General features: G+C 70.0%; 25 protein-coding genes. 3 read left to right on the top strand and 22 right to left on the bottom strand.

The annotated features are described in order from the left end of the window. Positions 1–3: 3 nt before the first annotated feature. The 5 genes from nbrcactino_RS15735 to nbrcactino_RS15755 form a co-directional block, all read right to left on the bottom strand. Complete coding sequence (locus tag nbrcactino_RS15735) at positions 4–1,206, bottom strand: serine hydrolase domain-containing protein (RefSeq protein WP_161928424.1); 1,203 nt, start codon at positions 1,204–1,206, stop codon at positions 4–6. 4 nt (positions 1,207–1,210) lie between these two features. Then, positions 1,211–2,719: an aldehyde dehydrogenase family protein gene (locus nbrcactino_RS15740; RefSeq protein ID WP_161928425.1), complete on the bottom strand. Its 1,509-nt coding sequence runs from the start codon at positions 2,717–2,719 to the stop codon at positions 1,211–1,213. A 109-nt stretch (positions 2,720–2,828) separates the two neighbouring features. Continuing rightward, a complete protein-coding gene (locus tag nbrcactino_RS15745) occupies positions 2,829–3,983 on the bottom strand; it encodes an acetyl-CoA C-acetyltransferase (protein ID WP_161928426.1) in 1,155 nt (384 codons plus the stop codon). 37 nt (positions 3,984–4,020) lie between these two features. Beyond that, positions 4,021–4,830 (bottom strand): SDR family oxidoreductase, encoded by an 810-nt coding sequence (locus nbrcactino_RS15750; RefSeq protein ID WP_161928427.1) that lies wholly within the window; start codon positions 4,828–4,830, stop codon positions 4,021–4,023. Continuing rightward, entirely contained in the window at positions 4,827–6,125 is a 1,299-nt protein-coding gene (locus tag nbrcactino_RS15755; protein WP_161928428.1) for an acyl-CoA dehydrogenase family protein, read from the bottom strand. The genes nbrcactino_RS15750 and nbrcactino_RS15755 overlap by 4 nt, the downstream gene beginning before the upstream one ends. A 43-nt stretch (positions 6,126–6,168) precedes the next feature. Between nbrcactino_RS15755 and nbrcactino_RS15760 the strand changes: the two genes are divergently transcribed. Next, entirely contained in the window at positions 6,169–7,743 is a 1,575-nt protein-coding gene (locus nbrcactino_RS15760; RefSeq protein WP_161928429.1) for a FadD3 family acyl-CoA ligase, read from the top strand. A 49-nt stretch (positions 7,744–7,792) separates the two neighbouring features. On the opposite strand, the gene nbrcactino_RS15765 is transcribed toward nbrcactino_RS15760, so the two are convergent. The 3 genes from nbrcactino_RS15765 to nbrcactino_RS15775 form a co-directional block, all read right to left on the bottom strand. After that, positions 7,793–8,245, bottom strand: coding sequence for a hypothetical protein (locus nbrcactino_RS15765; protein ID WP_161928430.1), 453 nt, complete (start codon positions 8,243–8,245; stop codon positions 7,793–7,795). Positions 8,246–8,285: 40 nt separating this feature from the next. Beyond that, positions 8,286–8,831, bottom strand: coding sequence for a hypothetical protein (locus nbrcactino_RS15770; protein WP_161928431.1), 546 nt, complete (start codon positions 8,829–8,831; stop codon positions 8,286–8,288). 67 nt (positions 8,832–8,898) lie between these two features. Continuing rightward, positions 8,899–9,309, bottom strand: coding sequence for a DUF5313 family protein (locus nbrcactino_RS15775; protein WP_161928432.1), 411 nt, complete (start codon positions 9,307–9,309; stop codon positions 8,899–8,901). Positions 9,310–9,332: 23 nt separating this feature from the next. Here nbrcactino_RS15775 and nbrcactino_RS15780 point away from each other — a divergent pair, with 23 nt between their 5' ends. Next, positions 9,333–10,829: a bifunctional aminoglycoside phosphotransferase/ATP-binding protein gene (locus nbrcactino_RS15780; RefSeq protein WP_161928433.1), complete on the top strand. Its 1,497-nt coding sequence runs from the start codon at positions 9,333–9,335 to the stop codon at positions 10,827–10,829. A gap of 63 nt (positions 10,830–10,892) precedes the next feature. Here nbrcactino_RS15780 and lysS read toward each other — a convergent pair whose 3' ends face one another. Next, positions 10,893–12,440, bottom strand: a complete 1,548-nt coding sequence (lysS, locus tag nbrcactino_RS15785) for a lysine--tRNA ligase (RefSeq protein ID WP_161928434.1) — start codon at positions 12,438–12,440, stop codon at positions 10,893–10,895. Positions 12,441–12,538: 98 nt separating this feature from the next. Then, on the bottom strand, positions 12,539–13,027 hold the full coding sequence (locus tag nbrcactino_RS15790) for a rhodanese-like domain-containing protein (RefSeq protein WP_228460966.1): 489 nt from the start codon (positions 13,025–13,027) through the stop codon (positions 12,539–12,541). A gap of 317 nt (positions 13,028–13,344) precedes the next feature. Between nbrcactino_RS15790 and nbrcactino_RS15795 the strand changes: the two genes are divergently transcribed. Next, the gene (locus nbrcactino_RS15795) at positions 13,345–13,878 is read left to right on the top strand and encodes a LysM peptidoglycan-binding domain-containing protein (RefSeq protein ID WP_161928435.1); all 534 of its coding nucleotides are present in this window, start codon (positions 13,345–13,347) and stop codon (positions 13,876–13,878) included. Between the two features lie 113 nt (positions 13,879–13,991). Here nbrcactino_RS15795 and nbrcactino_RS15800 read toward each other — a convergent pair whose 3' ends face one another. From nbrcactino_RS15800 to hpt, 12 genes are all read right to left on the bottom strand, one after another. Next, a complete protein-coding gene (locus nbrcactino_RS15800) occupies positions 13,992–14,789 on the bottom strand; it encodes a type III pantothenate kinase (RefSeq protein ID WP_161928436.1) in 798 nt (265 codons plus the stop codon). Then, complete coding sequence (panD, locus tag nbrcactino_RS15805) at positions 14,789–15,235, bottom strand: aspartate 1-decarboxylase (RefSeq protein WP_161928437.1); 447 nt, start codon at positions 15,233–15,235, stop codon at positions 14,789–14,791. The genes nbrcactino_RS15800 and panD overlap by 1 nt, the downstream gene beginning before the upstream one ends. Positions 15,236–15,289: 54 nt before the next feature. Continuing rightward, positions 15,290–16,174, bottom strand: coding sequence for a pantoate--beta-alanine ligase (gene panC, locus nbrcactino_RS15810; protein ID WP_161928438.1), 885 nt, complete (start codon positions 16,172–16,174; stop codon positions 15,290–15,292). Next, positions 16,171–17,121 carry a Rossmann-like and DUF2520 domain-containing protein gene (locus nbrcactino_RS15815; protein ID WP_371864597.1) on the bottom strand — a complete coding sequence of 317 codons (951 nt, stop codon included), beginning with the start codon at positions 17,119–17,121 and terminating at the stop codon, positions 16,171–16,173. Before nbrcactino_RS15815 ends, panC begins: the two co-directional genes overlap by 4 nt. Before the next feature lie 110 nt (positions 17,122–17,231). Then, entirely contained in the window at positions 17,232–18,323 is a 1,092-nt protein-coding gene (locus nbrcactino_RS15820) for a DUF6779 domain-containing protein (RefSeq protein WP_161928439.1), read from the bottom strand. A gap of 107 nt (positions 18,324–18,430) precedes the next feature. After that, on the bottom strand, positions 18,431–18,970 hold the full coding sequence (locus nbrcactino_RS15825) for a DUF3180 domain-containing protein (protein WP_161928440.1): 540 nt from the start codon (positions 18,968–18,970) through the stop codon (positions 18,431–18,433). Then, a complete protein-coding gene (gene folK / locus nbrcactino_RS15830; protein WP_161928441.1) occupies positions 18,967–19,509 on the bottom strand; it encodes a 2-amino-4-hydroxy-6-hydroxymethyldihydropteridine diphosphokinase in 543 nt (180 codons plus the stop codon). The genes nbrcactino_RS15825 and folK overlap by 4 nt, the downstream gene beginning before the upstream one ends. Beyond that, positions 19,506–19,892 (bottom strand): dihydroneopterin aldolase, encoded by a 387-nt coding sequence (gene folB, locus nbrcactino_RS15835; protein WP_161928442.1) that lies wholly within the window; start codon positions 19,890–19,892, stop codon positions 19,506–19,508. The genes folK and folB overlap by 4 nt, the downstream gene beginning before the upstream one ends. Then, entirely contained in the window at positions 19,885–20,760 is an 876-nt protein-coding gene (gene folP, locus nbrcactino_RS15840; RefSeq protein WP_161928443.1) for a dihydropteroate synthase, read from the bottom strand. Before folP ends, folB begins: the two co-directional genes overlap by 8 nt. A 4-nt stretch (positions 20,761–20,764) precedes the next feature. Next, positions 20,765–21,367 carry a GTP cyclohydrolase I FolE gene (folE, locus tag nbrcactino_RS15845; protein ID WP_161928444.1) on the bottom strand — a complete coding sequence of 201 codons (603 nt, stop codon included), beginning with the start codon at positions 21,365–21,367 and terminating at the stop codon, positions 20,765–20,767. Then, positions 21,357–23,717 (bottom strand): ATP-dependent zinc metalloprotease FtsH, encoded by a 2,361-nt coding sequence (ftsH, locus tag nbrcactino_RS15850; RefSeq protein WP_161928445.1) that lies wholly within the window; start codon positions 23,715–23,717, stop codon positions 21,357–21,359. The genes folE and ftsH overlap by 11 nt, the downstream gene beginning before the upstream one ends. A 123-nt stretch (positions 23,718–23,840) precedes the next feature. Beyond that, positions 23,841–24,404 carry a hypoxanthine phosphoribosyltransferase gene (gene hpt, locus nbrcactino_RS15855; protein WP_161928446.1) on the bottom strand — a complete coding sequence of 188 codons (564 nt, stop codon included), beginning with the start codon at positions 24,402–24,404 and terminating at the stop codon, positions 23,841–23,843. Positions 24,405–24,476: the final 72 nt, after the last annotated feature.

Here is a 24,476-nt window from a genome sequence, read left to right on the forward strand (position 1 = left end):
CCGCTAGCTCGCGACGGGAAGCGGCGGCAGGCTCGGCACCCGGGCCTGCCCGCGTCCCGCCGCACGGGTGACCATCGGCACCAGCCACAGGAAGACGCCCAAGTCGGCGACCACGGTCGAGGCCAGCCGGTTGTGGACGAACCCGACCGAGATGCCCGTGGTCTGGTCGGCCCATCCGAAGCATCCGCTATACCCGACGTGGCCGAAGCCCTTGGCGACCGGGATCGGCGCCCGGTGGAACCCGTGGTTCCACGACATCGGCAGGCCCAGCGCCCGGTCGAACCGCCGTCGACGGGGCCCCTCAAAGGAGGCCACGGTCGCCTCGGAGAGGAACTGCTGCCCGTCGAGGGTTCCGTCGGTCGCCAGCGGCGCGTAGATGCGGGCCATCGCCCGCGCCGAGGCGATGCCGTTCGCGGCGGGCATCTGCGCGTCGAAGATCTCCGGGTTCTGGGCCTTGAACAGCGTCGCACTGCCCGGCCCGACGTTGACCCCGCCCGCCAGGGCCCGCACCGGGTCCGGCAGACGGCCGATACCGGTGAGGACCGAATCGCGCAGCCCGGAACCGCCGACACGGAACGGGTCGACCAGTTCCGCCGGGGTCAGCCGGCTGTCTGCCGACGGGGCGCCCAGCGACAACTCGTCGATCCCGAGTGGGGCGGCCAACTCCGACTCCCACAACTCGCGCATCGACTTACCGGTCACCGCCCCGGCCAAGCCGCCGAGCAGCCAACCGAAGGTCAACGCGTGGTAGGCCGGCCGACCGAAGTAACGGTCGGGGTCGGCCGCCGCGAGGCGCGCCTGCATGAGGTCGTGGTCGAGCAACTCGTCGACGCCGTCGGCGATCCCGCGCAGTTGCGACAATCCGCCGCGGTGCAGCATCAGTTTGCGCACGGTGATGTCGCTGCCGCGGAACTCCGGCCAGTAGGTCGCGACCGGCTCGTCGTAGTCGATGAGGCCGCGGTCGGCCAAGCGGTGCACGACGATCGCCGACAGCCCCTTCGACGCCGAGTAGAGCAGCGACCCGGTCGACGGGGTCCACGGCCGTTTGCCGTCGCGGTCCTTGGTGCCGCCCCAGATGTCGACGACCGGCGTCCCGTTGTGGTAGACGCACAGGGCGCCACCACCGTTGAACCGGCTGTCGAGCAGCCGCCCGAACGCGGTCCGGACCCGGTCGAACCGCGGGTCGGAACTCCCGTACACGGCCATGCCGTTACCGCTTGGCGTTCTTGCGGATCGAGCCCTTCAGGAAGCGGCGGAACATCGACATCTGACTGTCGGTCAGCTTCACGTCGCGCGGGGTGAACGGCGCGCTCATCAGCTCGGCAAAGCTGATCGGCATCGTCGACACGGTCACCGCACGGGCGTGGCTGAAGGTCTCGAAGCCGAAGTGGCCGTGGTAGTTGCCCATGCCCGAGCGGCCGACGCCGCCGAACGGCAGGCCGTGTGAGAGTAGGTGCAGCGCGAAGTCGTTGCCACTGATGGACCCGCTGCGCGTGTTGTCGGCGACGCGGGCGAGGTTGGCGTTGTCCTTGCCGTACCAGTACAGCGTCAGCGGGTGTCCGGCCGAGTTGATCTTGTCGATCGCCTCCCCGAGATCCCGGTACGGGTAGACGGTCAGGACCGGGCCGAAGACCTCGTCCTCTTCGATCTTCATACCCGCCTTGACCCCCGTGAGCAGCGTCGGCGGGATCTTGCGCGCCTCGGCGTCGGGGAGTTGTTCACCCGCCGGCACGACCTGGCGCTTGGTGGCGCCGAGCTCGACGGCATCGTCGATCAGCCCGACGATGCGCTCGTAGTTCTTCTCGTTGATCGTCGAGGTGTACTGGCGGTTGGGCAGAATCGTCGGGAAGTTCTCGGTCCACCGCTCGATCACCTTGTCGGTGAACTCGCCGACCTTCGACTCGGGCACGAACACGTAGTCGGGGCACAGACACACCTGGCCGCCGTTGACCATGCGGGCGTCGGCGAGGAACTTCGCCGCGTCGGCGACGCTGGCGTCCGGATCGACGATCGCCGGGTTCTTACCGCCCAACTCGAGGGTGACCGGCACCAGGTTCTTGCCGGCTTCCGCGGCCACCGAGGCACCCACCTCGGGCGAGCCGGTGAAGAACATGTGGTCGACCTTGAGCTTGGCGAAGTCCGAGCCGCCGCCGTGCTTGGGCGTGATGATCGCCAGCTCTTCGATGGAGAAGTAGTCCGGCGCGTGCTTGGCGATGACCTCGGTGGTGCGCGCGGTGACCGACGACGGGCGCATCAGCACCCGGTTGCCGGCGGCGAAGGCCGAACCGGCGGGCACGACGGTCAGCTGCAGCGGGAAGTTCCAGGGCCCCATGATGCCGACGACGCCGAGCGGATCGTGGCGCAGCCGCTGCTTGTAACCGAGCAGCCCCTGCAGCTTGGCGACGTTGGTCTCCTTCATCCACTTCTCGACGCTGCGGCGCTGGTGGGTGAGGTCGATCATGCAGCCGGCCACGTCGGCGGCGATGGACAATTCGCGCGGGCGCGTGCCGAAGTCGGCGTCCAGGGCCTCACAGATCTCGTCGGAGTTGTCCAACAGCAGCGCCTGCAGCCGGTTGATGCGGTCGATGCGCGTCTTCGCATCGGGGATCCCGTCACGCACGAACGCGGCGCGCTGGATCTCCAGCAGCTCCTCCATGGTGTGGGTTTCGGAGGACACCTTGTCACCGGTGCGCACACCGGCTTCGGCAGGCTTGGTCATATGGAACTCCCTTTGGTGAGACAAATTAGGGGAACTATTCCAAAATCCTACCCTGTGCGTGGCGCCGATCACAGCCCCGGGGCGCTCGGCAACCCGGGGCCGCGGCGGGTCAGAGGCGTTCGATGATGGTGACGTTGGCCGTGCCGCCGCCCTCGCACATCGTCTGCAGGCCGTAGCGGCCACCGGTGCGCTCAAGCTCGTTGAGCAACGTCGCGAACAGCTTGGCCCCGGTCGCGCCGAGCGGGTGGCCCAGCGCGATGCCGCCGCCGTTGCGGTTGACCCGTTCCGGATCCGCCCCGGTCTCCTTGAGCCACGCCAGCACGACGGGGGCGAAAGCCTCGTTGATCTCGACGACGTCGATGTCGTCGATGCCCATCCCGGCTTTGCCCAGCGCATACTCGGTCGCCGGGATCGGCGCCGACAGCATCATCACCGGGTCATCGCCGCGCACCGACATGTGGTGGATGCGCGCCCGCGGGGTGAGGCCGTACTCGGCGAGGGCCTTCTCGGAGACGACGAGGGTGGCCGAGGCGCCGTCGCAGATCTGCGACGCCACCGCGGCGGTCAGCTCCGACCCCGGGGCCAGCACGTCCAGCGACGCCATCTTCTCCAGGGACGTCTCGCGCGGGCACTCGTCGACGATGCAGTCGCCCAGGGGGACGGTCTCGTTGTCGAACCGGCCGGCGGCGATCGCGGCACGGGCACGCTCATGCGATTGCAGCGCCCACTCCTCCATGTCGCGACGGCTGATGTCCCACTTCTTGGCCATCATGTCCGCGCCGACGAACTGGCTGATCTCGGTGTCGCCGAAGCGGTGGCGCCAGCCCTGCGATTCCGCGGTCGGGGTGGTGAAGCCGAATTCCTGCCCGGCGATCATCGCCTGGCTGATCGGGATGGCGCTCATGTTCTGCACGCCCCCGGCGAGCACCACGTCCTGGGTACCGCTCATGACCGCCTGCGCGGCGAAGTGGATGGCCTGCTGGCTCGACCCACACTGGCGGTCGACGGTGGTCCCGGGCACGGCCAGCGGCATGCCGGCGGTCAGCCAAGCGGTGCGCGCGATGTTCCCGGCCTGCGGGCCGATGGTGTCCACACAGCCGAAGACCACGTCGTCGACGACGTCGGGGTCAATACCCGTCCGCTCGACGATCGCCGAGATCACGTGGGCGCCGAGGTCGGCGGGATGGACCTTGGCCAGCGACCCGTTGCGTTTCCCGACGGGGGTGCGGATCGCGTCGACGATGTAGGCCTGCGGTGTGCTCATGGGGTGCTCCTCGGTTGGCGGTGAGGTGGGGTTCGGGTCAGGCGCGCTGGCTGGAGATCGAGACGATCTCTCCGGTCAGATAGGTGGTGTAGTCGCTGGCGAGCATCGCGATGGTGGCGGCGATCTCCCAGACCTCGGCGGCGCGGCCGAAGGCCTCGCGGGAGGCCAGTTCGTCGAGCAACTCGTCGCTGGTGACTTTCGCCAGGAACGGGTGGCGCGCGATCGACGGGGCGACGGCGTTGATGCGCACGCCGTAGTCGGCCGCCTCGACCGCCGAGCACCGGGTCAGGGCCATGACCCCGGCCTTGGCCGCGGCGTAGTGGGCCTGTCCGCGCTGGGCGCGCCACCCCAACACCGACGCGTTGTTGACGATGACGCCGGCGCCGGGGGTGTCGCGAAAGTAGCGCAACGCCGCACGGGTGGCCCGGAAACAGCTGTTCAGGGTGATGTCGAGGACTCGGTCCCACTGGTCGTCGGTCATGTCGGCGACCGGGGTCTCCCCACCCAAGCCGGCGTTGTTGACCAGCACGTCGATATGTCCGAGCTGCTGTGCCGCCGAGGCGATGAGGGCGTCGACCTGCTCGGTACTGGACACGTCGCAGACGAAGGAGGCGACGCGGCGGTCGGGGAACTCGCCGGACAGCGCGGTCACGGTTTCGCCGAGGCGGCGCTCGTGGAAGTCGGAGACCAACACGTCGGCGCCCTCGAGGAGGGCCCGACGGGCGGTGGCGAACCCGATCCCGGTGCCGGCCGCCGCGGTCACGACGACCTGCTTGCCGGCGAGCAGGTTGTGGCCGGGGACCTCGTCGGGCGGGGTGGCCAGCGGGGAGGTGGGACGGTCGGTCATGCGCGGGCCTCTCGGGGTAGGCCGAGCACGCGCTCGGCGATGATGTTGCGCTGCACCTCGTTCGAGCCGCCATAGATAGTGTCGGCGCGGGTGAAGAGGAAGAGTCGTTGCCACTCGTCAAGTTCGACGTGTTCGGGGTCGGCCACGTCGTTGGGCACCCCCTCCGACGTGCTGGCCGGCCCGACGAGGGATGGCGCCCCGACCACCTGCATGGCCAGTTCGCCGAGTCGGCGGTGCCAGTTGGCCCACAGCAGCTTGGCGACCGAGGCGTCGCCGGCGGTGGTGTCGAACCCGTGGGTGGTGCGCACCGCAGCGGTGCCCGACAGCGTGGCACCGAGGGTGCGCGCGGCGTGGGCGCGCATCACGGTCAGTTCGATCCGGGCCCGCTTGAGCGCGGCCGCGGTCTCCGGGTTGTCGATCGCGCCGTTGGCCTTGGCGACGGCGATCAGGTTGTCCAGTTCACGGGCGAATCCGACCTGCTGGCCGAGGGTGGACACCCCACGCTCGAACTGCAGCAGCCCCATCGCCACCGACCAGCCCTGGCCGGGTTCCCCGACGATGAGATCGGCGTCGGTGACGGCGTCGTCGAAGAACACCTCGTTGAATTCCGAGGTGCCGGTGAGCTGTTGGATCGGCCGGACCGTGATGCCCGGCTGGTCCAGCGGGACCAAGAGGAACGAGAGCCCGGCATGGCGCTGCGAGCCCGGCTCGGAGCGGGCGAGGACGAACACCCACTGCGAGTGGTGGGCCAGCGAGGTCCAGATCTTCTGGCCGTTGATCGTCCACCGGTCGCCGGCGAGGCGCGCCGAGGTCGACACCCCGGCCAGGTCGGAACCGGCCCCGGGCTCGGAGTAGCCCTGCGCCCACAGCTCGGTGACGTTGACGATGCCCGGCAGGAAGCGGTCCTTCTGCTCCGGTGTGCCGAATTCGATCAGCGTGGGTCCGAGGAGTTCCTCGCCGAGGTGGTTGACCCGAGCCGGGGCGTTGGCGCGGGCGTACTCGCGATGGAAGATGATGCGCTGGCTCATCGTCGCGCCGCGGCCCCCGTACCGCGACGGCCAGCCCAGGCAGGTCCAGCCCGCCGCGGCGAGGTGGCGGTCCCACTCCAGGCGCTGGGTGAAGAATTCGTGCTCGCTACCAGGGCCGCCGCGCCCGCGCAGCTGCGCAAACCGGCCCACCAGGTTCTCGTCGAGCCACGAGCGCACGGCGCGGGCGAAGACCTCGTCGGCGTCGGGGGTCGCGGCCGCCCATTCGCCGAGGTCGACGGCACGGTCGGCCAGGTTGATCGACGTCATGACCCCTAGCTTAACCTACCAAGCATTTGCTAGGTTTCTATGTATGACGGCGCCCGCAACAACCAGCCCGCAAGCCCTGCGTCAAGCCGCGGCAGCCTGGCCCGACCGGACCGCGATCGTCGACGAGCAGTGGACCGAACTCCTCGACCACGACGAGCCCATCACCCTGACCTGGAAGCAGTTGCTCGGCCAGGTGCGGGTCTTCGCCGCAGCTCTCGTCGAATCCGGCGTTGCCGCCGGTGACCGCGTGGCGGTGTGGGCGCCCAACAGCTACCACTGGCCGATCGCCGCCCTTGGCACGCATTACGCCGGCGCCGTGCTGGTCCCGCTCAACACCCGCTACACGATCAGCGAAGCCGCACAGATCATCGAGCGGGCCGACGCCGCCGTCGTCGTCACCGTCGAAGAGTTTGTCGGCACCAACCGACTCGCCGACCTCCTCGGCCACCCGGTGAGCCGGGGGCGCACCGTCGTCGGCATCGACCTCAACGGCTCGGGCGCCCTGCCGTCCCCGGCGGTGTCATGGACAGAGTTCCTGACCCGCGGCACCGACCTGGGACCCGCGGATGCGCGGGCCGACGCGGTCGCCGACTCCGACCTGTCCGACATCTTGTTCACCTCGGGAACCACCGGCGCCCCCAAGGGCGTGCTGGCCGAGCACCGCCACTCGTTGGCCGGCGCCCATGCCTGGGGTTCGAACGGCGGCCTCGGGCCCGACGACCGCTACCTGCAGGCCAACCCGTACTTCCACACCTTCGGCTACAAGGCCGGGATCCTGCCCAGCGTGCTGTTCGGGACCACCATGGTGCCGCTGGCCGTGTTCACCCCCGAGTCCGCGATGCGGATGATCGCCGAGCATCGGATCACCGCCTTCCCCGGCGCGCCGACGGTCTTCCAGACCATCCTCGACAGTCCGCAGCGCTCCGGCTACGACCTGTCGTCGCTGCGGCTCGTCGTCACCGGGGCCACGGTCGTGCCGGTCGTCCTGATCGAGCGACTGCAGTCCGACCTCGGCGTCGAGACGGTGTTGACCGCCTACGGGCAGACCGAGACTAGCGGGTTCATCACCACCTGCACCGCCGACGACGACGCGGTCACCATTGCGACGACCTGCGGGCGGCCGTATCCCGGTATGGCGATCCGACTCGACAACCCCGATGCGAACGGCGCCGGGGAGATCCTCACCCGCGGCGCGATGGTGATGCGCGGCTACCTCGACGACCCGGCCGCCACCGCCAAGGCCATCGACGACGACGGCTGGCTGCACACCGGGGACGTCGGCACCATCGACGACGACGGCAATCTGCAGATCACCGACCGGCTCAAGGACATGTACATCTGCGGCGGGTTCAACGTCTACCCCGCCGAGGTCGAGCAGGTCCTCGCCCGCGTCGACGGGGTTGCCGAGGCCGCGGTCATCGGGGTGCCCGACGAACGGCTCGGCGAGGTCGGCCGTGCGTTCGTCACCGCCCGGCCCGGCGCACAGCTCGACCCCGACGCCCTCATCGCCCAAGCGCGCGAAAGCCTGGCCAACTTCAAAGTGCCTCGCTCGGTCGTCGTGCTCGACGAGTTCCCGCGCAACGCCTCGGGCAAGATCCTCAAGCGCGAACTGTCCTAGCCCACGCCCGTCCCCGATTCGGCGGCGCCAGCGTTGAACGGAGACGCCCTCAGGCGCCGCACACCCCGGCCCGGCCGGCGTCGGGCCGGCACCAGTAGATGCCCGGCAGCCCCGGGTTGAACTCGAGGACGGTGTACCCCTGCACGGTGACCAGGCGGCCGAGCCAATGCTTGCCCGGCGCGACTCCGAAACCGGCCGTGTCGCCGTGCTGGGCCGTGCGTTTGACGAAGGAGAGGTCGACGCGCCCCTCGGCCGGACCCCACTTCGCGGTCCACTTCTCGACATTCGCGGCGCCCGACGCAAGCGAGACCGTGGCCGATCCGTTCTTGGCGAGGACGACTTGTCGGCCGTGACCGTCCCAGGATCCGAGGAATGCCGACGGGGGTGCCGCATCGGCCGTCCCCGCCCCGACGGCCGCCACCCCGACCGCGACGGCCGCCGCCATCAGCGCCGCACCCGCCCGGTACCCGTTGTGCTTCGCCACCGTTTCTCCCGTCACCATCGTTTTCCCTTCGCCACGGCGAGGGCTCCCCCTCACGTGCTCACGCCCGCGGGTCACTATATCCGCCGTCGGCCAACCCGGCCTCGACCTCGAACCGGTTCGGCCGGCCCGTCGCCGCGGCGACCATCTCGGCGCGCAGATATGCCACGGGGAACCGCGTCGGCCCCATCCGGGCCCACTGTCGGGCATGGATCTCCTCGTGGCACAGCAGCCGGTCCAACGGCAGAACGCCGGGACGGACGCGGGTCCCGTACTCGTAGACCGCGACGCCACCGCGGATGGCCAGCCGCAGCACCGCCGCGGGGTCGGCCCGGCGCCCGGCATTGAGCAGGAAGACATCGCCCCACGTCGTGCCGCCGCGGTGGCTGCCGAGCCGTGCCGCAGCGTTGCCCCCGGCCGCGATCAGCATTCCGTTGGGCGTGGTCGCCATCCGTACTCCGTTGGCCTCGGCGAGCCGGCGGAACCGGCCGTAGGACCACCGGTTGGCCTCCTGCCGGGCGGCGATGCGCCGCTCGTCGTCGGCATCCGGCCCAGCGTTGACCACGCGGGTCGCCCGGACCGCGCGCCGCACATCGTCGTCGCCCATTCCGCGGGGGACGAGATAGTACGACCGGCCGTCGGGGTCGAGGAACCTCGACAGGCCGCCGAGGGGGTCAGGCGCGTCCGTGGCGGCGCTCGTAGTCGAGGTGCTCGGCGGCATACTTCTTGCGCACGGCCTCGTCGGCCAGCGCTTCGTCGAAGCCGTGGCGTCGCAGGGTGGCCCGGCGGTAGTACTTGTCGAAGACGAACGTGAAGTACAGCGCGCCCAGCAGGATCGGCAGCGTGACGCTGACGGCCGTACCCCAGCCGACGCTGTTGTGGGTCAGCAGAAACGGCGAGAGGATCAGCACGACGGGGAACATGTAGCGCAGGACCACGCGGCGCGTCGCACCCGGGCCGGCGTTGTCCTCGCGGACCCAGTTCCGGTACTTCTCCGGCAACGGGCGCTTGCCATAGGTCCGACGCCCGTAGGCGTAAGGGATGAACTCCCAGAAGCTCGGCCGCGGTCGTTCCTTGTTGCTCACGGCATCCAGTCTAGGCTCACCCCATGGCACCCGATGCGCGCGACCCAGTCGTGCACGACCCAATTGCCCTGTTGGCCGAGACGGGCGCCACCGGAGCCGATGCGACAACCATCGTCACCCACGGCGCGGTGATCGTCCTCGACGGCGACCGGGCCTGGAAACTGAAGCGGCCGGTGGCCTACCGGTACATGGATTTCTCCACCGCCGATCGGCGCCGCCACGCCCTGCAGGAAGAGTTGCGCCTCAACCGCCGCACCGCGCCGCACCTGTACCGGGCCGTGCACGCGATCACCCGCGGCGCGGATGGCACCGCGATCCTGGACGGCCCCGGCGAGCCGGTGGATTGGGTTTTGGAGATGACCCGCTTCCCCGACGACGCCTTGCTGGCCCGCCACGCCGACCGCGGTCGGCTCGACGACTCGCTGATGACCGCACTGGCCGGACAAATAGTGTCGCTGCACCACGACGCCGAGGTGTCGGCCGACACCGCCGGCGCGGCCCGACTGCTCGACGTCGTGGTCGGGAACCGGGAGAGCATGGCCCGCTATCCCGAGATCCTCGACCCGGCCCGTGCCGACGAACTCACCGACCGGTTGACCACGCTCATCGAGGCCCGGTCGGCGCTGCTCGACGAGCGGGCGGCTGCCGGTCGCGTCCGCCACGGCCACGGCGACCTGCATCTGAACAACATCGCGTTGCTCGACGGGGTGCCGGTCCCGTTCGACTGCCTGGAGTTCGACCCGGAGTACGCGATTGCCGACGTCCTCTACGACCTCGCGTTCACCCTGATGGACCTGTGGGGACGCGGGATGCGCCACGAGGCCAACGTCCTGGCGAACGCCTACCTGGACGACTCCCCCGACGACGAGTCGGGCTTCGGGCTGCTACCGCTGATGGTGGCCGTGCGCGCGACGGTCCGGGCCCACGTGCTCGCGGCCGCCGGCGATGCCGGCGCGGCCCGCCGGTACCTGGAATTGGCCCTCACCGTCGTCGAACCGGCGCCGCCGCTGCTCGTCGCGATCGGCGGGGGGTCGGGGACCGGGAAGTCGACGCTCGCACGCAAACTCGGCGGGGATTGTGGCGCCGCCCCCGGCGCCCGGATCCTGCGTTCGGACGTCTTGCGCAAACGCCTCGCCGGGGTGTCGACGCTGACGCGGCTGCCGACAACGGCCTACTCGTCGTCCATGAGCGCCCTGGTCTACCGAGAATTGGAGCGGCTGGCCGGCCGCGATCTGGCCGACGGGATGAGCGTCATCGCCGACGCAGTGTTCGGCACGGCCGACGAGCAGGCCGCCATCCGTGCGCAGGCCCTCGCGGTCGGTGCGCAGTGGCGCGGGATCTGGCTGGCACTGCCGCTCGATCAGCGCATCGCCCGCATCGCCGGGCGGGGCCCCGACGCCTCCGACGCGACCGCCGATGTCGCCCGGGCCCAGGACCTGTCGATCGCGCCACCCGCAGACGGGTGGACGCACCTCGTCGCCGATGACGATGCCGTACGCGCGGCCACCGCACTGATTTGAGGGCCGACGTGGGACTACTGCATGAAGGTCCTCGCGCCCTACCTGGGCTGAGCACCGGCTGCGCTAATCGACGCGCGGCTTGACCAACGGGAACAGCACCGTCTCACGGATGCCGAGACCGGTCAGCGCCATCAGCAGGCGGTCGATGCCCATCCCCGTGCCGGCCGTCGGGGGCATGGCGTATTCCATGGCGGCGAGGAACTCCTCGTCCAGGACCATGGCCTCGTCGTCACCGGCCGCGGCGAGGCGGGCCTGGTCGACGAAGCGCTCCCGCTGGATGACCGGATCGACGAGCTCGGAATAGCCGGTGGCCAGTTCGAAACCGCGGACGTACAGATCCCACTTCTCCACGACGCCGGGAATGCTGCGGTGCGCCCGGACCAGCGGCGAGGTTTCCACCGGGAAGTCGCGGACGAACACCGGCTGGTCCAGCGTGGACCCGACGAGGTGCTCCCACAGTTCCTCGACGAGCTTCCCGTGGCCGTACCCCTTGTCCTTGGGGACCTCGAGGCCGACCTCATCGGCGATCGCCAGCAGTTCCTCGACGGTGGTCCCCTGCCCCGGCGCCTGGGGCACGATCTCCCGACCCAGGGCCTCCGAGAGCGACGGATACATCGACAGCGACGTCCACTCGCCGGACAGGTCGTAGGTGCTGCCGTCGGGCATCGTCGGGGTGAGGGTTCCCAGGGCGCGTTCGGCGACGGTCTGGACGAGGCTGCGGATCAGTTCGGCGGCGTCGTCGTAGGTGCCGTAAGCCTGGTAGGTCTCCAGCATCGCGAATTCGGGGCTGTGGGTGGAGTCGGCGCCCTCGTTGCGGAAGTTGCGGTTGACCTCGAAGACCCGGTCGATACCGCCGACGACGCAGCGCTTGAGGAACAGTTCCGGCGCGATGCGCAGGAAGAGGTCCATGTCGAAGGCGTTGGAGTGGGTGACGAACGGGCGAGCCGCGGCGCCGCCGTGCAACGTCTGCAGCATCGGGGTCTCGACTTCGAGGAAATCTCGGTCGCCCAGGAAGGCGCGCAGCTCGGCCATCACCTTGATGCGGGTGCGGGCGATCTCCCGGGCCTCGGGGCGGACGATGAGGTCGACGTAGCGCTGCCGGACGCGGGTCTCCTCGTTGAGGTCCTTGTGCGCGACGGGCAGCGGGCGCAGCGACTTGGAGGCGAGGCCCCAGTCGTCGGCCATCACCGAAAGCTCACCGGTGCGCGAAGAGATGATCTGGCCGTGCACGAAGACGATGTCGCCGAGGTCGACGTCGGCCTTCCAGCGGGCCAGCGATTCCTCGCCGACGCCGTTGAAGCTGACCATGACCTGCAGCTGGGTGCCGTCACCTTCCTGCAGCGTGGCGAAGCAGAGCTTGCCCTTGTTGCGCAGGAAGATCACCCGGCCGGCGACTCCGGCGTCGACGCCGGTCTCGGCCCCCGCCTCGAGGTCGGCGTACTCGTCGCGGATCTGCGCGAGGCTGTGGGTACGCGCAACCTCGACCGGGTAGGCCTCCCGACCCTCCGACAGGATCCGCTCACGCTTCTCCCGACGGATACGAAGCTGCTCGGGCAGGTCGTTCCCGGCACCATCGGCGTCGGTCGCAGTCGGATTCTTGGCATCACTCACGGGTCACAACTGTATCGGCTCGACCCGTTCGACGAGATCAAGGGCCCACTCGGCGGGAATGAGGGCCCACTCGGCGGGAATGAGGGCCCAGTCGGCGATTAGCGCTGGTGATCGGAGAGCATCGCGAAATCGTCGCCGGACAACCGGCCGTTGAGCTGGTTGCGCCGCAACGCCTCGTGACCGCCGGCGAGGAAGACCGCACCGGTGACCCCGCGCGCCCGCAGGTGCCAGGCGAGCCACTCGGCGTCGTCGCCGTCGTCGGAGATGAGCAGCCAGCGCGTGTCGGCACCCGCCGCGCGCAGCGACTCGGCGGTGCCCGGCGTGAGGCGCTCCAACGCGTCGAGCGGGTCGAGGGCCAGCGCGCCGTGGAGCGCACCGGAGGCACTGCGGCTCTCCTGGGTGCGGATGTCGACCGGGCGCAGGCCGGCCTGCACCGCGGCGTGGAACTGGCGGGCCGGCACCGACAGGCGGGTACCGGCGGCGGGAGCCTCGATGGGGGTGGCCGGCAGCGTGGTGGTGCCGTCGGCAGCGGGGGTGATCGCCACGGTGGTGACGCGATCGGTGATCAGACGGATAGCGGTGGTCATGACTGACCTTTCAGGGGGGATCGCTCTAGCCCTCTCGGGCGAGCAAAGCGGATGGTCGGGAAGCGGACTCCGGGCCGGCGCCACAGCAACACTCGTTGCTGATGAGGCAGCTCAGCCCTGACAACACTTCCGACAACGCTTGATCACGGGGTCCAGTGTGCCATGCCGCCCGCGGCCGCTCAACATTTGGGCCCACCCACGCGCGAAATGCGCCCGATTTCACCAGCGGTTCACCCGACTGTACGAGCCCATGGTTAAGGTGGACGGGGCATCGTGCTCTGCACGGCTGTTAAACCGAAACTGAAGGTGGTTTTTTGATGAGTGACACTCTCAACGTGGGTGACCGTCTCGGCACTGGCCAGTCGCTGACCTCGGCCAATGGCGCTTACAAGCTGACGCTGCAGGATGACGGCAACCTCGTGCTGGACGACGGCGGGATCGCCGTGTGGTCGACCAAGACCAACGGCAAGGGCGTCGTGCGCGCCACCGTCCAGGAGGATGGCAACTTCGTCTTGTACAACGGCTCCGATGAGGGCGTCTGGTCGACCAAGACCGAGGGCGCCGGCGCGCGCCTGGTGCTGCAGGACGACCGCAACGTGGTCCTGTACGTCGGCGACGACGGCAAGTGGAGCTCCAAGACCGTCACCGATACCCCGGTCGTCGCGGCTCCGGTCGTCAACGAGAAGCCGGCCCCGGAGAAGAAGACCTACACCGTCGTGTCGGGTGACACCCTGTGGGCCATCGCCGAGAAGTTCCTGGGCGACGGCAACCGTTACCCGGAGATCGCCAAGGCCAACGGCATCGCGAACCCGGATCTGATCAACGTGGGCCAGGTTCTCACCATCCCGTGAGTCCGACCCATCCCGTGAGTCTGGTTCTGCCGACTCGTTAGACGGCGACGAACCCCGTACCGACCGGTGCGGGGTTCGTTGTTATCCGGGGCCGTTCGCGGCTCTATCCGGGTCTATTTGCGCCCGGCCTTCACGCGCTCGTGAACGCGGCGCAGGCCGTCCAGGGTCAGGTGGGAGTGGTGGTCGGTGATGGTCTCGCACTCGCCGAGCATGAGCGGGGCCGCGTAACCGGTGGCGACCACCCGCACGTCGTCGCCGTCGAAGCCGTCCACCTCGTCGCGGATGCGGTCGACCAGCCCGTCGACCTGTCCGGCGAATCCGTAGAGGATGCCCGACTGCAGCGCCTCGACGGTGTTCTTCCCGACGACGCTGCGCGGCGGGCGCAGTTCCACGCGGCGCACGGTCACGGTGTGCTCGGACAGCGCGTCGACGGCCAGGTTCACCCCGGGAGCGATGGCGCCGCCGAGGAACTCCCCCTTGGCCGAGACGGCGTCGACGACGGTGGCGGTGCCGAAGGCCACCACGATGCAGGGCACCCCGGCGTAGTTGCCGCTGGCGGCGACGGCGTTGGCCACCCGGTCGGTGCCGACCTCCTTGGGGTTGTCCACCAGCAGCGGCACGCCGGTGCGGACACCGGGTTCCAGCAAGACGTGCGGGCCGGCTCCGAAGTACTTGTCGACCATGACCCGCAGTTCGCGCAGCAGCGACGGCACGGTCGAGAGTGCCGCCACCGACACCACCTGGTCCAGATCCGGGCCGAGCAGCCCGCGGATGAGCAGCTCCAGCTCGTCGGCGGTGAAGTGCGGGTCGGTGTGGATGCGCCAGTCCCGCACCAGGGTGGCGTGGTCGCCCGTGCCGGCGAACACCCCGAGGTGGATGTTGGTGTTGCCGACGGCGGCGGTGAGCAGCATCAGGCCAACGAGCCGACGAGGCCGTCGGTCGCGTCGGCGCGGTGCCGCGGATCCTTGAGGCCCGAGCCCGCCGGGACGTCGGCCGGATCGGCGCCCTCGGTGAGGACGCGGTTCTGCTCGTCGACGAAGACGACCGCCGGCGAGTAGTCGGCGAGCTCCTCGGGGCTCATCACGCCGTAGGCGATGATGATCACCAGGTCGCCGGGGTGGACCAGGTGCGCGGCGGCGCCGTTGATGCCGATGACGCCGCTGCCGCGCTCGCCGGCGATCACATAGGTCTCCAGGCGGTTGCCGTTGTTGATATCGACGATGCAGACCTGCTCGCCCTCGAGCAGGTCGGCGGCGTCGAGCAGGTCGGCGTCGATGGTGACCGAACCGACGTAGTGCAGGTCGGCCTGGGTCACGGTGACCCGGTGGATCTTGGACTTCATCATGGTGCGGAACATGTGAGCTCCTCTGTTGGGAAGGTCGGGGGCTGGTGGTCGTGTCGGTGGCGGGCGCTAGGGGTCTTCGCGGCTGATCCCGATCGCGACGCCGACGTTGTCGATCAACCGCGTCGAACCCAGTCGGGCGGCGACGAGCAGGCGTCCGTCACCGGTGTCGGGGGGCGGGCCGAGGTCGCGGCCGCGCAGTTCGAGATAGTCGACGACGAGTTCGGGGCACCCGTCGAGGACGGCCCGGGCCGCGTCCACGACCGCCTGCGGTCCGCGGGGGCCGGCATGCGACCCGGCGGTCAGCGCGGCCGACAGCGTGGTCGCGAGCTCGCGCTGGTGCTCGTCGAGGTAGCGGTTGCGCGAGGACATCGCCAACCCGTCCGCCTCGCGGACGGTCGGTACGCCGATGATGTCGACGCCCAGGTTCAGGTCGGTGACCATCTGCTGGATCAGCACCAGCTGCTGGTAGTCCTTCTCGCCGAAGTAGGCCGCGTTCGGACCGACGATGGACAGCAGCTTGGCCACCACGGTGAGCATCCCGGCGAAGTGGGTGGGCCGGGACTGGGCCTCGAGGATCTCCCCGGCCGGGCCGGGCTGCACCGTGGTGCGGCGCCCGCCTGGGTACATCTGCGCATCGGTGGGCGCGAACACCAGCTCGACCCCGGCGGCGCGCAGCTTGGCGCAGTCCTCGTCGAAAGTCCGCGGGTAGGCGTCGAGGTCCTCGTTTGCGCCGAACTGGAGGGGATTGACGTAGATCGACACCACGACGACGGCGTTGCCGGCCTTGCGCGCCTCGCGCACCAGCGTCAGGTGTCCCTCGTGCAGCGCACCCATGGTGGGCACCAGCACGACGCGGCGCCCGGTGCCGCGCAGGGCGGCGGTGACCCGACTCATCGTCGCGGGGTCGCGGTGGACGGTCAGTTCGCCGGGGGCGAAAGCAGGATCGGTCATGACGCCTCCCGCAGCAGTCGGGCCAACGCCGTGGACGGCGCGGCATGGGCGGCCGCCCGTCGGGCCTGGGCCAGGTAGGCCTCGGCAATGGTGGCGTCGGCAGCGGGGGCGGTCGTCCCCCAGTCGCGCAGGGCCCGCAGGTGGGCGGCCACCGCGTCGGCGTCACCCCGGGCCACCGGCCCGGTGAGCGCCGCCGGGCCGAGGTCGAGGACGTTGCCCAGCGCCGCGGTCACCAACGGGGCGAGCATCTCCTGCGCCGACCGCAGCGGGGGCTGCCCCGCGTCGGCGCCGGCCCGTTCGATCACCGAGCGCAGCACGGCGACCGCGTCGTTGACCAGTGCGACGAGGTGGTTGGCCCCGTGGGCGAGGGCGGCGTGGTACAGGGTGCGGTCGGCCTCGTCGATCTGGATCGGCTGGCCGCCGATCTCGTAGACGAGTGAGGCCCCGACGGTCTGACCGATCTCGTCGTCGGCGGTGACGGCGAAGTAGGCCGAACGCATCCGCTCGGTGTCCTCGGCGCGGCCGACGAAGGTCATTGCCGGGTGGATGGCCAGTCCCAGCGCGCCCTGCGCGGTCAGCGGCGCGAGGATCGCGGTGCCGTGGGCCCCGGCGACGTGCAGCACCATCGTGCCGGGGCGCACGCGCCCGCCCGCGGCCAGGTCGGCGACCACATCGGCGAGGGTGTCGTCGGGGACGGCGAGGATGAGCAATTCAGCACGGCCGGCGACGTCGTCGAGGTTGTCGAACACCTCGGAGTCGGGCAGCCGGTCGGCGGCGCGCGCACGGGAGGATTCCGACCGCGCCACGACGGCGCCGACGACGTGGCCGGCGGATTCGAGGGCTTGGGCCAGGGCGGTACCGACTCGCCCGGCGGAGATGAGGCCCACGGCGAGCCGAGCGGGTGCGGGCAATGACCCGCCCACGCCGAGCATCGGTGATTCAGTCACCGCAGATCCTCCAGTGTCGTTCCAGTCCCACCACCAACGGCGGGTACCAGACGGTTACCCGATCGAGGATAGTGCGGCGGACACGACGGGGCTATCCGGTGTGACCGGCTTCACCCGGGGAGGTTGGTGCCGGTTCCCGACCGGCCGCCGCGCAGCTGGCTGAGCAATTCCGCAGCCGAGATGCCCGAGCTGTGCTGACCCTCGGCACGACGGCGGCCGCCACCCTCGGATTCCTCATCAGCATCGGCGGGCGCGGTCGGGGTCACCCACGAATCCGTGGGGAACTCGCCGCCGCCCTGTTCGTCGCCCTGCTGACCATCGGTCGCGGCCTCGTCGCTCTCGACGGGCGGCTGTTCGTACGTCGGCTCGGCGTATGGCCCGCCGTAGGACTGCTCCGACGACGGGGCGACATAGGGCTCGTAGGCCGGCTGCTGCTCGACACCGGTGACCGTCTCGTAGGTCTGTTCCTCCGCGGCGTAGGCCTGTCCGGACGTCGGCGGGATCGTGTAGTGGTCGGCGTCGACCGGCACCGTGTAGGTCGCCGGCTCGCGGAACGGGCTGACATAGGGCTCGGCGTCATCCTCGACGACCGGGATGATCTCGGTCAGATCGTCGCGGCCGCCCTGCGGCGGGTAGTGCCGGCCATCGGCCGCCGGTGGCGCGGTGGACGCGAAATCGGTGGCCGCGAGCAGGCTGTCATCGGCGGCATAGTTCGAGATCGCCGACGACAGCTCGCGCAGCCGCTCGTTCGGCAGGGCGACGCGGTCGTCGGGCAGTTCCCGGCCCATCAGCGCCTCGAGGCTCGCCCGCAGCGCCGCGATCTGCTCTTGCAGCTCGCGCAGGTCGTGGTTGGCCTCCGCCGCCACCTCGCGCCGGATCTGGGCTTCGACGTCGGTCTCGTACTGGTGCCGGGCGGCGATTTCGCGCTCCAACTGCAGCTCGTACACCAAGCGCATGTCGCGGCTCTTCGCTTCGGCGGTCTCGGCCTGCCGGCGGTACCGGGCGATGCCGATGGCACCGAGTACCGCGGCCCACAGCGCGGCGATGACCGCGACCGAGGCCCGGACGGTGAGTTGGTCGCTCCAGATCATCATGATGCTCGCGACCAGCGCCAACACGATCAATAGACCCAAGAGCCACTGCCCCGACGCGGATCGTGGCGTGGTGCGTTTCTCGGCCGAACGCCTCGTGGAGGTCGTCATAGTCGTGAACTTACCCGTCTCTCGTCTGTTAACAGCTCAACCTACACCGGAGCGTCACATTCCTACCCGGACTGACCGTTCAGTATATCGAAGCGAATTTCCGGTGGTCAGGCTGTATCCGGGTTGGGTGCTTGACCGTCCTCGGCCGGATCCTCCGGCGCCTTACAGCTCTGCTCGAGCCACAGCGCGGCGATCACGAGCGCCACTCCCCCCAGAATCCCGACGATGGTACCGAGTTTGCTCGCGTTCGCGCTGGCCACATCCTGCAAGTGGTAGAGGTAGGCGGCGATGGCCCCCCAGGCCCCGGTGGCGACCGCCCCCAGGATCGCCGACGCCTTGGCCAGCGCCACCAGGCGCGCCACCGTCAGGGGGTGCAACTGCTCCTTCGCCTGACCGACTTCGTTGTCCGCGACGCGTCGGCGCACCGCGAATCCGGCGACCGCCTCGAGCGCGGCCAGGACCAGCAGGACCGCGCTGGTGTACCAGCGGATCGTCGGGAAATCGCCGAAGTTGTAGGCGATGAACACCCACGCCAGGACGGCGGCCCCGACGGCGACCATCACCAGGTCGCGCAGCTTGGTGGGTCCCAGACCGTTCGGGTTGTCCGGATCGGGCCGGCGCGGCTCGAGGTCCGACGGTCGGCTCATCGCACCGGCCCCCGGGCCCACGGCACCTCGGTGTCGAGGATGTCGATCCCGGCCCGCTCGTCGGGACCGAGGGCGGCGACGAGATCGGCGACAGCGGTCGACCCGTCGGGCCGGTCGAGCACCGCGGCGGGATCGGCGGCCAGCCACGGGATCAGGACGAATCCCCGCTCGTGGGCGCGCGGGTGCGGCAGGATCAGTTCCTCGGTCGCGCTGAACAGGGGATTCCCCTCGTCATCGCGCACGGCGACGACGTCCACGTCGAGGGTCCGCGGACCCCAGCGGACCTCGCGGCGCCGGTCCGCGGCCGCCTCCAACTCGGCGCCGCGACGCAACCACGACAACCCGTCGCGGTCGCCGGCGACGATCAAGGTGATGTTGTAGAAGTCGTCCTGCGCCACCGGGCCCCACGGCGGGGTGACGTACACCGGCGAGACGGCGAGAACCCGGTCCGATCCGGCCGAGAAGCCCTCGACCACGCCGGCCAGATGGCCCAGCCGGTCGCCCAGGTTCGACCCGGCCGACAGCACCGCGGTGCTCATCCGCGCCCCCGGACGAGCATCGTCTTGCGGGAGCGTCGGGTGACCACCGCGACGTCGTCGAACGTGAGCGGGATCGGCGCGGACGGCTTGTGGACGGTCACCTCGACCGCGTGCAGGCGGTCGTCGGCCATCACCGCCTCGGCGATGTCGGAGCCCAGTTTCTCGATCAGGTTGCAGGGCTCGCCGGACACGATGTCGTGGACCAGTTGGGCCAGGGCCCCGTAGTCGAGGGTGTCGGCGAGGTCGTCGGAGTCGGCGGCCACCGAGAGGTCCAGCCACACCGAGACATCGATGATGAAGTCCTGCCCGTCGCGGCGCTCGTGGTCGAAGACGCCGTGGTGGCCGCGGACCTTCAGGCCGCGCAACTCGATCCGATCAGCCATCGACCGCTCCTTCTTCCGTTGTCCAGGCCCGCGCCACCGCGACGGCATCCCGGCTCGCCGCCGCATCGTGGACGCGCAGCCCCCACACCCCGGCCGCGGCGGCCAGCGCCGACACCGCGGCCGTGGCCACCTCGCGCCCGGCGGGCGGGCGGTCGACTCCGTCGACGGCGAGCAATGACCCGAGGAACCGCTTGCGCGACGCCCCGACCAGCACCGGGAAGCCCAGCCCGACCAGGGTCGGCAAACCGCGCAACAGCGCCCAGTTGTGTGCGGCGCTCTTGGCGAAGCCCAGGCCGGGATCGAGGATCAACCGGTCCGGATCGACTCCCGCGGTCACCGCCGCGTCGACCTGGGCGAGCAACTCGCCGCTCACCTCGCCGACCACGTCGCGGTAGGCACCCGCCTGTCCGGCGCGATGGGTGAAGTCGTCCGGACCGTAAGGCCCGTCGCCGGCGCGGTCGGTCAGCGGGCGCCAGTGCATCAGGATCCACGGCAGATCCGCTTCGGCGACCACGGCGGCCATCTGGTCGTCGGCGCGGCCGCCCGAGACGTCGTTGACGTACGCCGCGCCGGCGTCGATCGCGGCGGCGGCCACCCCCGCGCGCATGGTGTCCACCGAGACGACGATCCCCTCCGCGGCCAATTCGCGGATGATCGGGACGACGCGCTCGATCTCCACCTGCTCGTCGACGCGGTGCGCGCCGGGCCGGGTGGACTCCCCGCCGACGTCGATGACGTCGGCCCCGTCGGCGTGCAACGCCCGCGCCTGGTCGAGCGCGGCGCCGGGATCCAGGAACCGGCCGCCGTCGGAGAAGGAATCGGCGGTCACGTTGACCACGCCCAGGATCTTCACGCCGCCCCGGTCCATCCGATCACCGGACGATCAGTTGCAGGGCCTCGCTGCGCGACACCGCGTTGGACTTGAAGATCCCGCGAACCGCCGACGTCGTGGTGCTCGAGCCCGGCTTGCGGATGCCCCGCATCGCCATGCACAGGTGCTCCGCCTCGATGACGACGATGACGCCGCGGGGGTCGAGCTTGTTCATCACCGCATCGGCGATCTGGCTGGTGAGGCGTTCCTGCACCTGCGGGCGCTTGGCGTAGAGGTCCACCACCCGCGCAAGCTTGGACAGACCGGTGACCCGGCCCGACTCGCCCGGGATGTAGCCCACGTGGGCGACGCCGTGGAAGGCGACCAGGTGGTGCTCGCAGGTCGAGTAGAGCGGGATGTCCTTGACGAGGACCAGTTCCTGGTGGTTCTCGTCGAAGGTCGTCTCCAGCACCTCGTCGGGGTCGGTGTAGAGCCCGGCGAATACCTCGTGGAAGGCGTTGGCCACCCGGGTGGGCGTGCGGATCAGTCCCTCGCGGTCGGGGTCCTCCCCGACGGCGATGAGCAGTTCGCGCACGGCCGCCTCGGCGCGCGCCTGGTCGAATCGGCCGGTCCCGGCGGCCCCCGCAATGGCCTCAGCGCTCATCGGAATCGGTGTCCTGACCGGGTTGGGCGGGGTTCGCGCCATTCGGCGGCTCCGGCACCGGCGGGTGGACCGGCGCCGGTGGTTGGACCGGCGGCTGGCCGTTCACGGGCACCCCTTGCGGGCGGCCCGGGTTGTGCGGCTGCGGCGGCCACCCCGGGGCCGACCAGCCGGCCGGGGCGCCATAGTCGCCACCGGGCGTCGGGGCGTACCCCGGCGCGGGGGCACCGGGCGGCGGCGGATAGCCCGCGGGCGGGTAACCGGCCGGCGGATAACCCGCGGGCGGATAACCGGCCGGCGGATAACCGGCGGGCGGGTAGCCGGCCGGCGGATAGGCCCCCGCCTGCGGGACACCGGCGTGCTGCGGTTGCGGGGCCGGGACGGGTTCGGGCTCCGGCGGCGGCCACGGCTCGCCGCGCTCGATGGCCAGTTCGCCCGGCGTCTTCACCGGCGGTTTGTCGCTGGGGGTCCGGCCGCCGAATTCGTCGAAGTCGGTGATCCGGTCGCGCTTGGTCACCCCGTCGAAGATCGCCTCGAGGTCCTTGCGCGTCAGCGTCTCCTTCTCCAGCAGTTCGCTGGCCAGGACGTCGAGGGTGTCGCGGTGCTCGCTGAGGATGGCCCACGCCTCGTTGTGGGCCGCCTCGATGAGTCGTCGCACCTCTTCGTCGATCCGCGCGGCGACTTCGTCGGAGTACTCGGCCTGGGCGCCCATCGAGCGTCCCATGAACGGGTCGCCCTGCTCCTGGCCGTAGCGCACCGCACCCAGCTTGGCGCTCATGCCGTATTCGGTGACCATGGCGCGCGCGATCTTGGTGGCCTGGTCGATGTCGGAGGAGGCCCCCGTCGTCGGCTCGCGGAACACCAGTTCCTCCGCGGCGCGACCGCCCATCGCCATGACCAGTCGGGCGATCATCTCCGACCGCGTCAACAGGTCCTTGTCCTGCTCGGGTACGGCCAGCGCGTGTCCGCCGGTGCGACCGCGGGCCAGGATGGTGACCTTGTAGATCGGGTCGAGGTCGGGCATCGCCCACGCGGCGAGGGTGTGGCCGCCCTCGTGGTAGGCGACGACCTTCTTCTCGTGCTCGCTGATGATGCGGCTCTTGCGTCGCGGCCCGCCGATGACGCGGTCGACCGCCTCCTCCAGGGTCGCCGCGGTGATCACGGTCTGGTTTTCCCGTGCGGTGAGCAGTGCGGCCTCGTTGATGACGTTGGCCAGGTCGGCGCCGGACATCCCGGGGGTGCGCTTGGCCAGCCCGGCCAGGTCCACGTCGGCGGCCAGCGGCTTGCCCTGGGCGTGCACCTTGAGGATGGCCTCGCGGCCCCGCATGTCGGGGTTGCTGACCGGGATCTGGCGGTCGAACCGGCCGGGGCGCAGCAGCGCCGGGTCGAGGATGTCGGGGCGGTTGGTCGCCGCAATCAAGATGATTCCGGATCGGTCGCCGAAGCCGTCCATCTCGACGAGCAACTGGTTGAGGGTCTGCTCGCGCTCGTCGTGGCCGCCGCCGAAGCCGGCGCCGCGCTGGCGGCCGACGGCGTCGATCTCGTCGACGAAGATGATGCAGGGACTGTTCTGCTTGGCCTGCTCGAACAGGTCGCGCACGCGGGAGGCGCCGACGCCGACGAACATCTCGACGAAGTCCGATCCGGAGATGGTGAAGAAGGGGACGCCGGCCTCGCCGGCCACGGCGCGGGCCAGCAGGGTCTTACCGGTGCCGGGCGGGCCGTAGAGCAGCACACCCTTGGGGATCTTCGCGCCCAGCGACTCATAGCGGGCCGGATTCTGCAGGAAGTCCTTGATCTCGTAGAGCTCCTCGACCGCCTCGTCGGCGCCGGCGACGTCGGCGAAGGTGGTCTTGGGCATGTCCTTGGTGATCTGCTTGGCGCGCGACCGGCCGAAGCCCATCACCCCGCCGCGCCCGCCGCCCTGCATGCGGTTCATCACGAAGAAGAAGAGGCCGAGCAGGATCACCAGTGGCAGGAGGAGCGCCAGCATCTGCATGAACGCCGAATCCTGGCGGACATTGGTCTGGTACGGCGCACCGGTCTGGCGGACCGACTCGAAGACGAAGTCGGCACCGCGCGCCGGATACTTCGCGGTGATCTTTTCCGACGTCTCCTTCTTCTTCTTGGGGTCGCCGACCTGGATCGGTTTCTTCAGTTCGATGCGCAACTGCTGTTCGCGGTCGTCGATCTGGATCGACTTCGCGTTCTTGACGTTGAGCTGGGTCAGCGCGACCGAGGTATCCACGGCCCGGTATTCGCGCGAGTTGTCCCGCATGAGACTCCAGCCCCACAGGCCAAGGAGGATCAGGACGAAGATCGCGACGTTGCGGAAGACAGTCTTACGGTTCATGCGTGCTACGGCGGCGCCGTAATGCGCCGCCAACGTCCTTCCATCGGAGATTTCCCACCAGGTTACCCGGACGTTCGCACCGCTGCCCGCACTGCGGCCGGGACCGCTGCGGCGGCGCGATCCTCAGCCCTGATAGACCGACGGCTTGAGCCGGCCGATGAACGGGAGGTCGCGGTACCGCTCGGCGTAGTCGAGGCCGTAGCCGACGACGAAGTCATTGGGGATGTCGAACCCGACGTCGGCGACGTCCAAGTCGGCGCGCACCGCATCCGGCTTGCGCAGCAGCGTGCACACGCTCAATGAGCGCGGCGAGCGCGTCGCCAGGTTCTTGAGCAGCCAGGACAGGGTGAGTCCCGAGTCGATGATGTCCTCGACGATCAGCACGTCGCGGTCGGCAATGTCGCGGTCGAGGTCCTTGAGGATCCGCACGACCCCTGACGAGGAGGTCGACGAGCCGTAGCTCGAGACCGCCATGAATTCCATCTGCGACGGGATGGGCAACGCCCGCGCGAAGTCGGTCATGAACATGATCGCGCCCTTGAGGACCCCGATGAGCACCAAGTCGTCAGGTGCGTCGCGGTACCGGGCGGCCACCGATTCGGCGAGTTCGGCAGTGCGCGCTTTGATCTGGTCCTCGGAGATCAGGACTGCTTCGATGTCGTCACCGTAGGGCTCGCTCACCGACATAGCTTGTCACGGATTCCTCGGCGGCCACCAGTCGACCGGCGCGCCCGCTTTCCTCACGGCGCCACCACGCTG

The organism is Gordonia crocea (genome assembly GCF_009932435.1).
GTDB lineage: Bacteria > Actinomycetota > Actinomycetes > Mycobacteriales > Mycobacteriaceae > Gordonia > Gordonia crocea.

Coding starts and splice junctions, on each gene's coding strand:
- nbrcactino_RS15735 (WP_161928424.1), bottom strand. CDS start 1,206: ATGGCCGTGTACGGGAGTTCCGACCCGCGGTTCGACCGGGTCCGGACC.
- nbrcactino_RS15740 (WP_161928425.1), bottom strand. CDS start 2,719: ATGACCAAGCCTGCCGAAGCCGGTGTGCGCACCGGTGACAAGGTGTCC.
- nbrcactino_RS15745 (WP_161928426.1), bottom strand. CDS start 3,983: ATGAGCACACCGCAGGCCTACATCGTCGACGCGATCCGCACCCCCGTC.
- nbrcactino_RS15750 (WP_161928427.1), bottom strand. CDS start 4,830: ATGACCGACCGTCCCACCTCCCCGCTGGCCACCCCGCCCGACGAGGTC.
- nbrcactino_RS15755 (WP_161928428.1), bottom strand. CDS start 6,125: ATGACGTCGATCAACCTGGCCGACCGTGCCGTCGACCTCGGCGAATGG.
- nbrcactino_RS15760 (WP_161928429.1), top strand. CDS start 6,169: ATGACGGCGCCCGCAACAACCAGCCCGCAAGCCCTGCGTCAAGCCGCG.
- nbrcactino_RS15765 (WP_161928430.1), bottom strand. CDS start 8,245: ATGGTGACGGGAGAAACGGTGGCGAAGCACAACGGGTACCGGGCGGGT.
- nbrcactino_RS15770 (WP_161928431.1), bottom strand. CDS start 8,831: ATGGGCGACGACGATGTGCGGCGCGCGGTCCGGGCGACCCGCGTGGTC.
- nbrcactino_RS15780 (WP_161928433.1), top strand. CDS start 9,333: ATGGCACCCGATGCGCGCGACCCAGTCGTGCACGACCCAATTGCCCTG.
- nbrcactino_RS15790 (WP_228460966.1), bottom strand. CDS start 13,027: ATGACCACCGCTATCCGTCTGATCACCGATCGCGTCACCACCGTGGCG.
- nbrcactino_RS15795 (WP_161928435.1), top strand. CDS start 13,345: ATGAGTGACACTCTCAACGTGGGTGACCGTCTCGGCACTGGCCAGTCG.
- nbrcactino_RS15800 (WP_161928436.1), bottom strand. CDS start 14,789: ATGCTGCTCACCGCCGCCGTCGGCAACACCAACATCCACCTCGGGGTG.
- panD (WP_161928437.1), bottom strand. CDS start 15,235: ATGTTCCGCACCATGATGAAGTCCAAGATCCACCGGGTCACCGTGACC.
- panC (WP_161928438.1), bottom strand. CDS start 16,174: ATGACCGATCCTGCTTTCGCCCCCGGCGAACTGACCGTCCACCGCGAC.
- nbrcactino_RS15820 (WP_161928439.1), bottom strand. CDS start 18,323: ATGACGACCTCCACGAGGCGTTCGGCCGAGAAACGCACCACGCCACGA.
- nbrcactino_RS15825 (WP_161928440.1), bottom strand. CDS start 18,970: ATGAGCCGACCGTCGGACCTCGAGCCGCGCCGGCCCGATCCGGACAAC.
- folK (WP_161928441.1), bottom strand. CDS start 19,509: ATGAGCACCGCGGTGCTGTCGGCCGGGTCGAACCTGGGCGACCGGCTG.
- folB (WP_161928442.1), bottom strand. CDS start 19,892: ATGGCTGATCGGATCGAGTTGCGCGGCCTGAAGGTCCGCGGCCACCAC.
- folP (WP_161928443.1), bottom strand. CDS start 20,760: ATGGACCGGGGCGGCGTGAAGATCCTGGGCGTGGTCAACGTGACCGCC.
- folE (WP_161928444.1), bottom strand. CDS start 21,367: ATGAGCGCTGAGGCCATTGCGGGGGCCGCCGGGACCGGCCGATTCGAC.
- ftsH (WP_161928445.1), bottom strand. CDS start 23,717: ATGAACCGTAAGACTGTCTTCCGCAACGTCGCGATCTTCGTCCTGATC.
- hpt (WP_161928446.1), bottom strand. CDS start 24,404: ATGTCGGTGAGCGAGCCCTACGGTGACGACATCGAAGCAGTCCTGATC.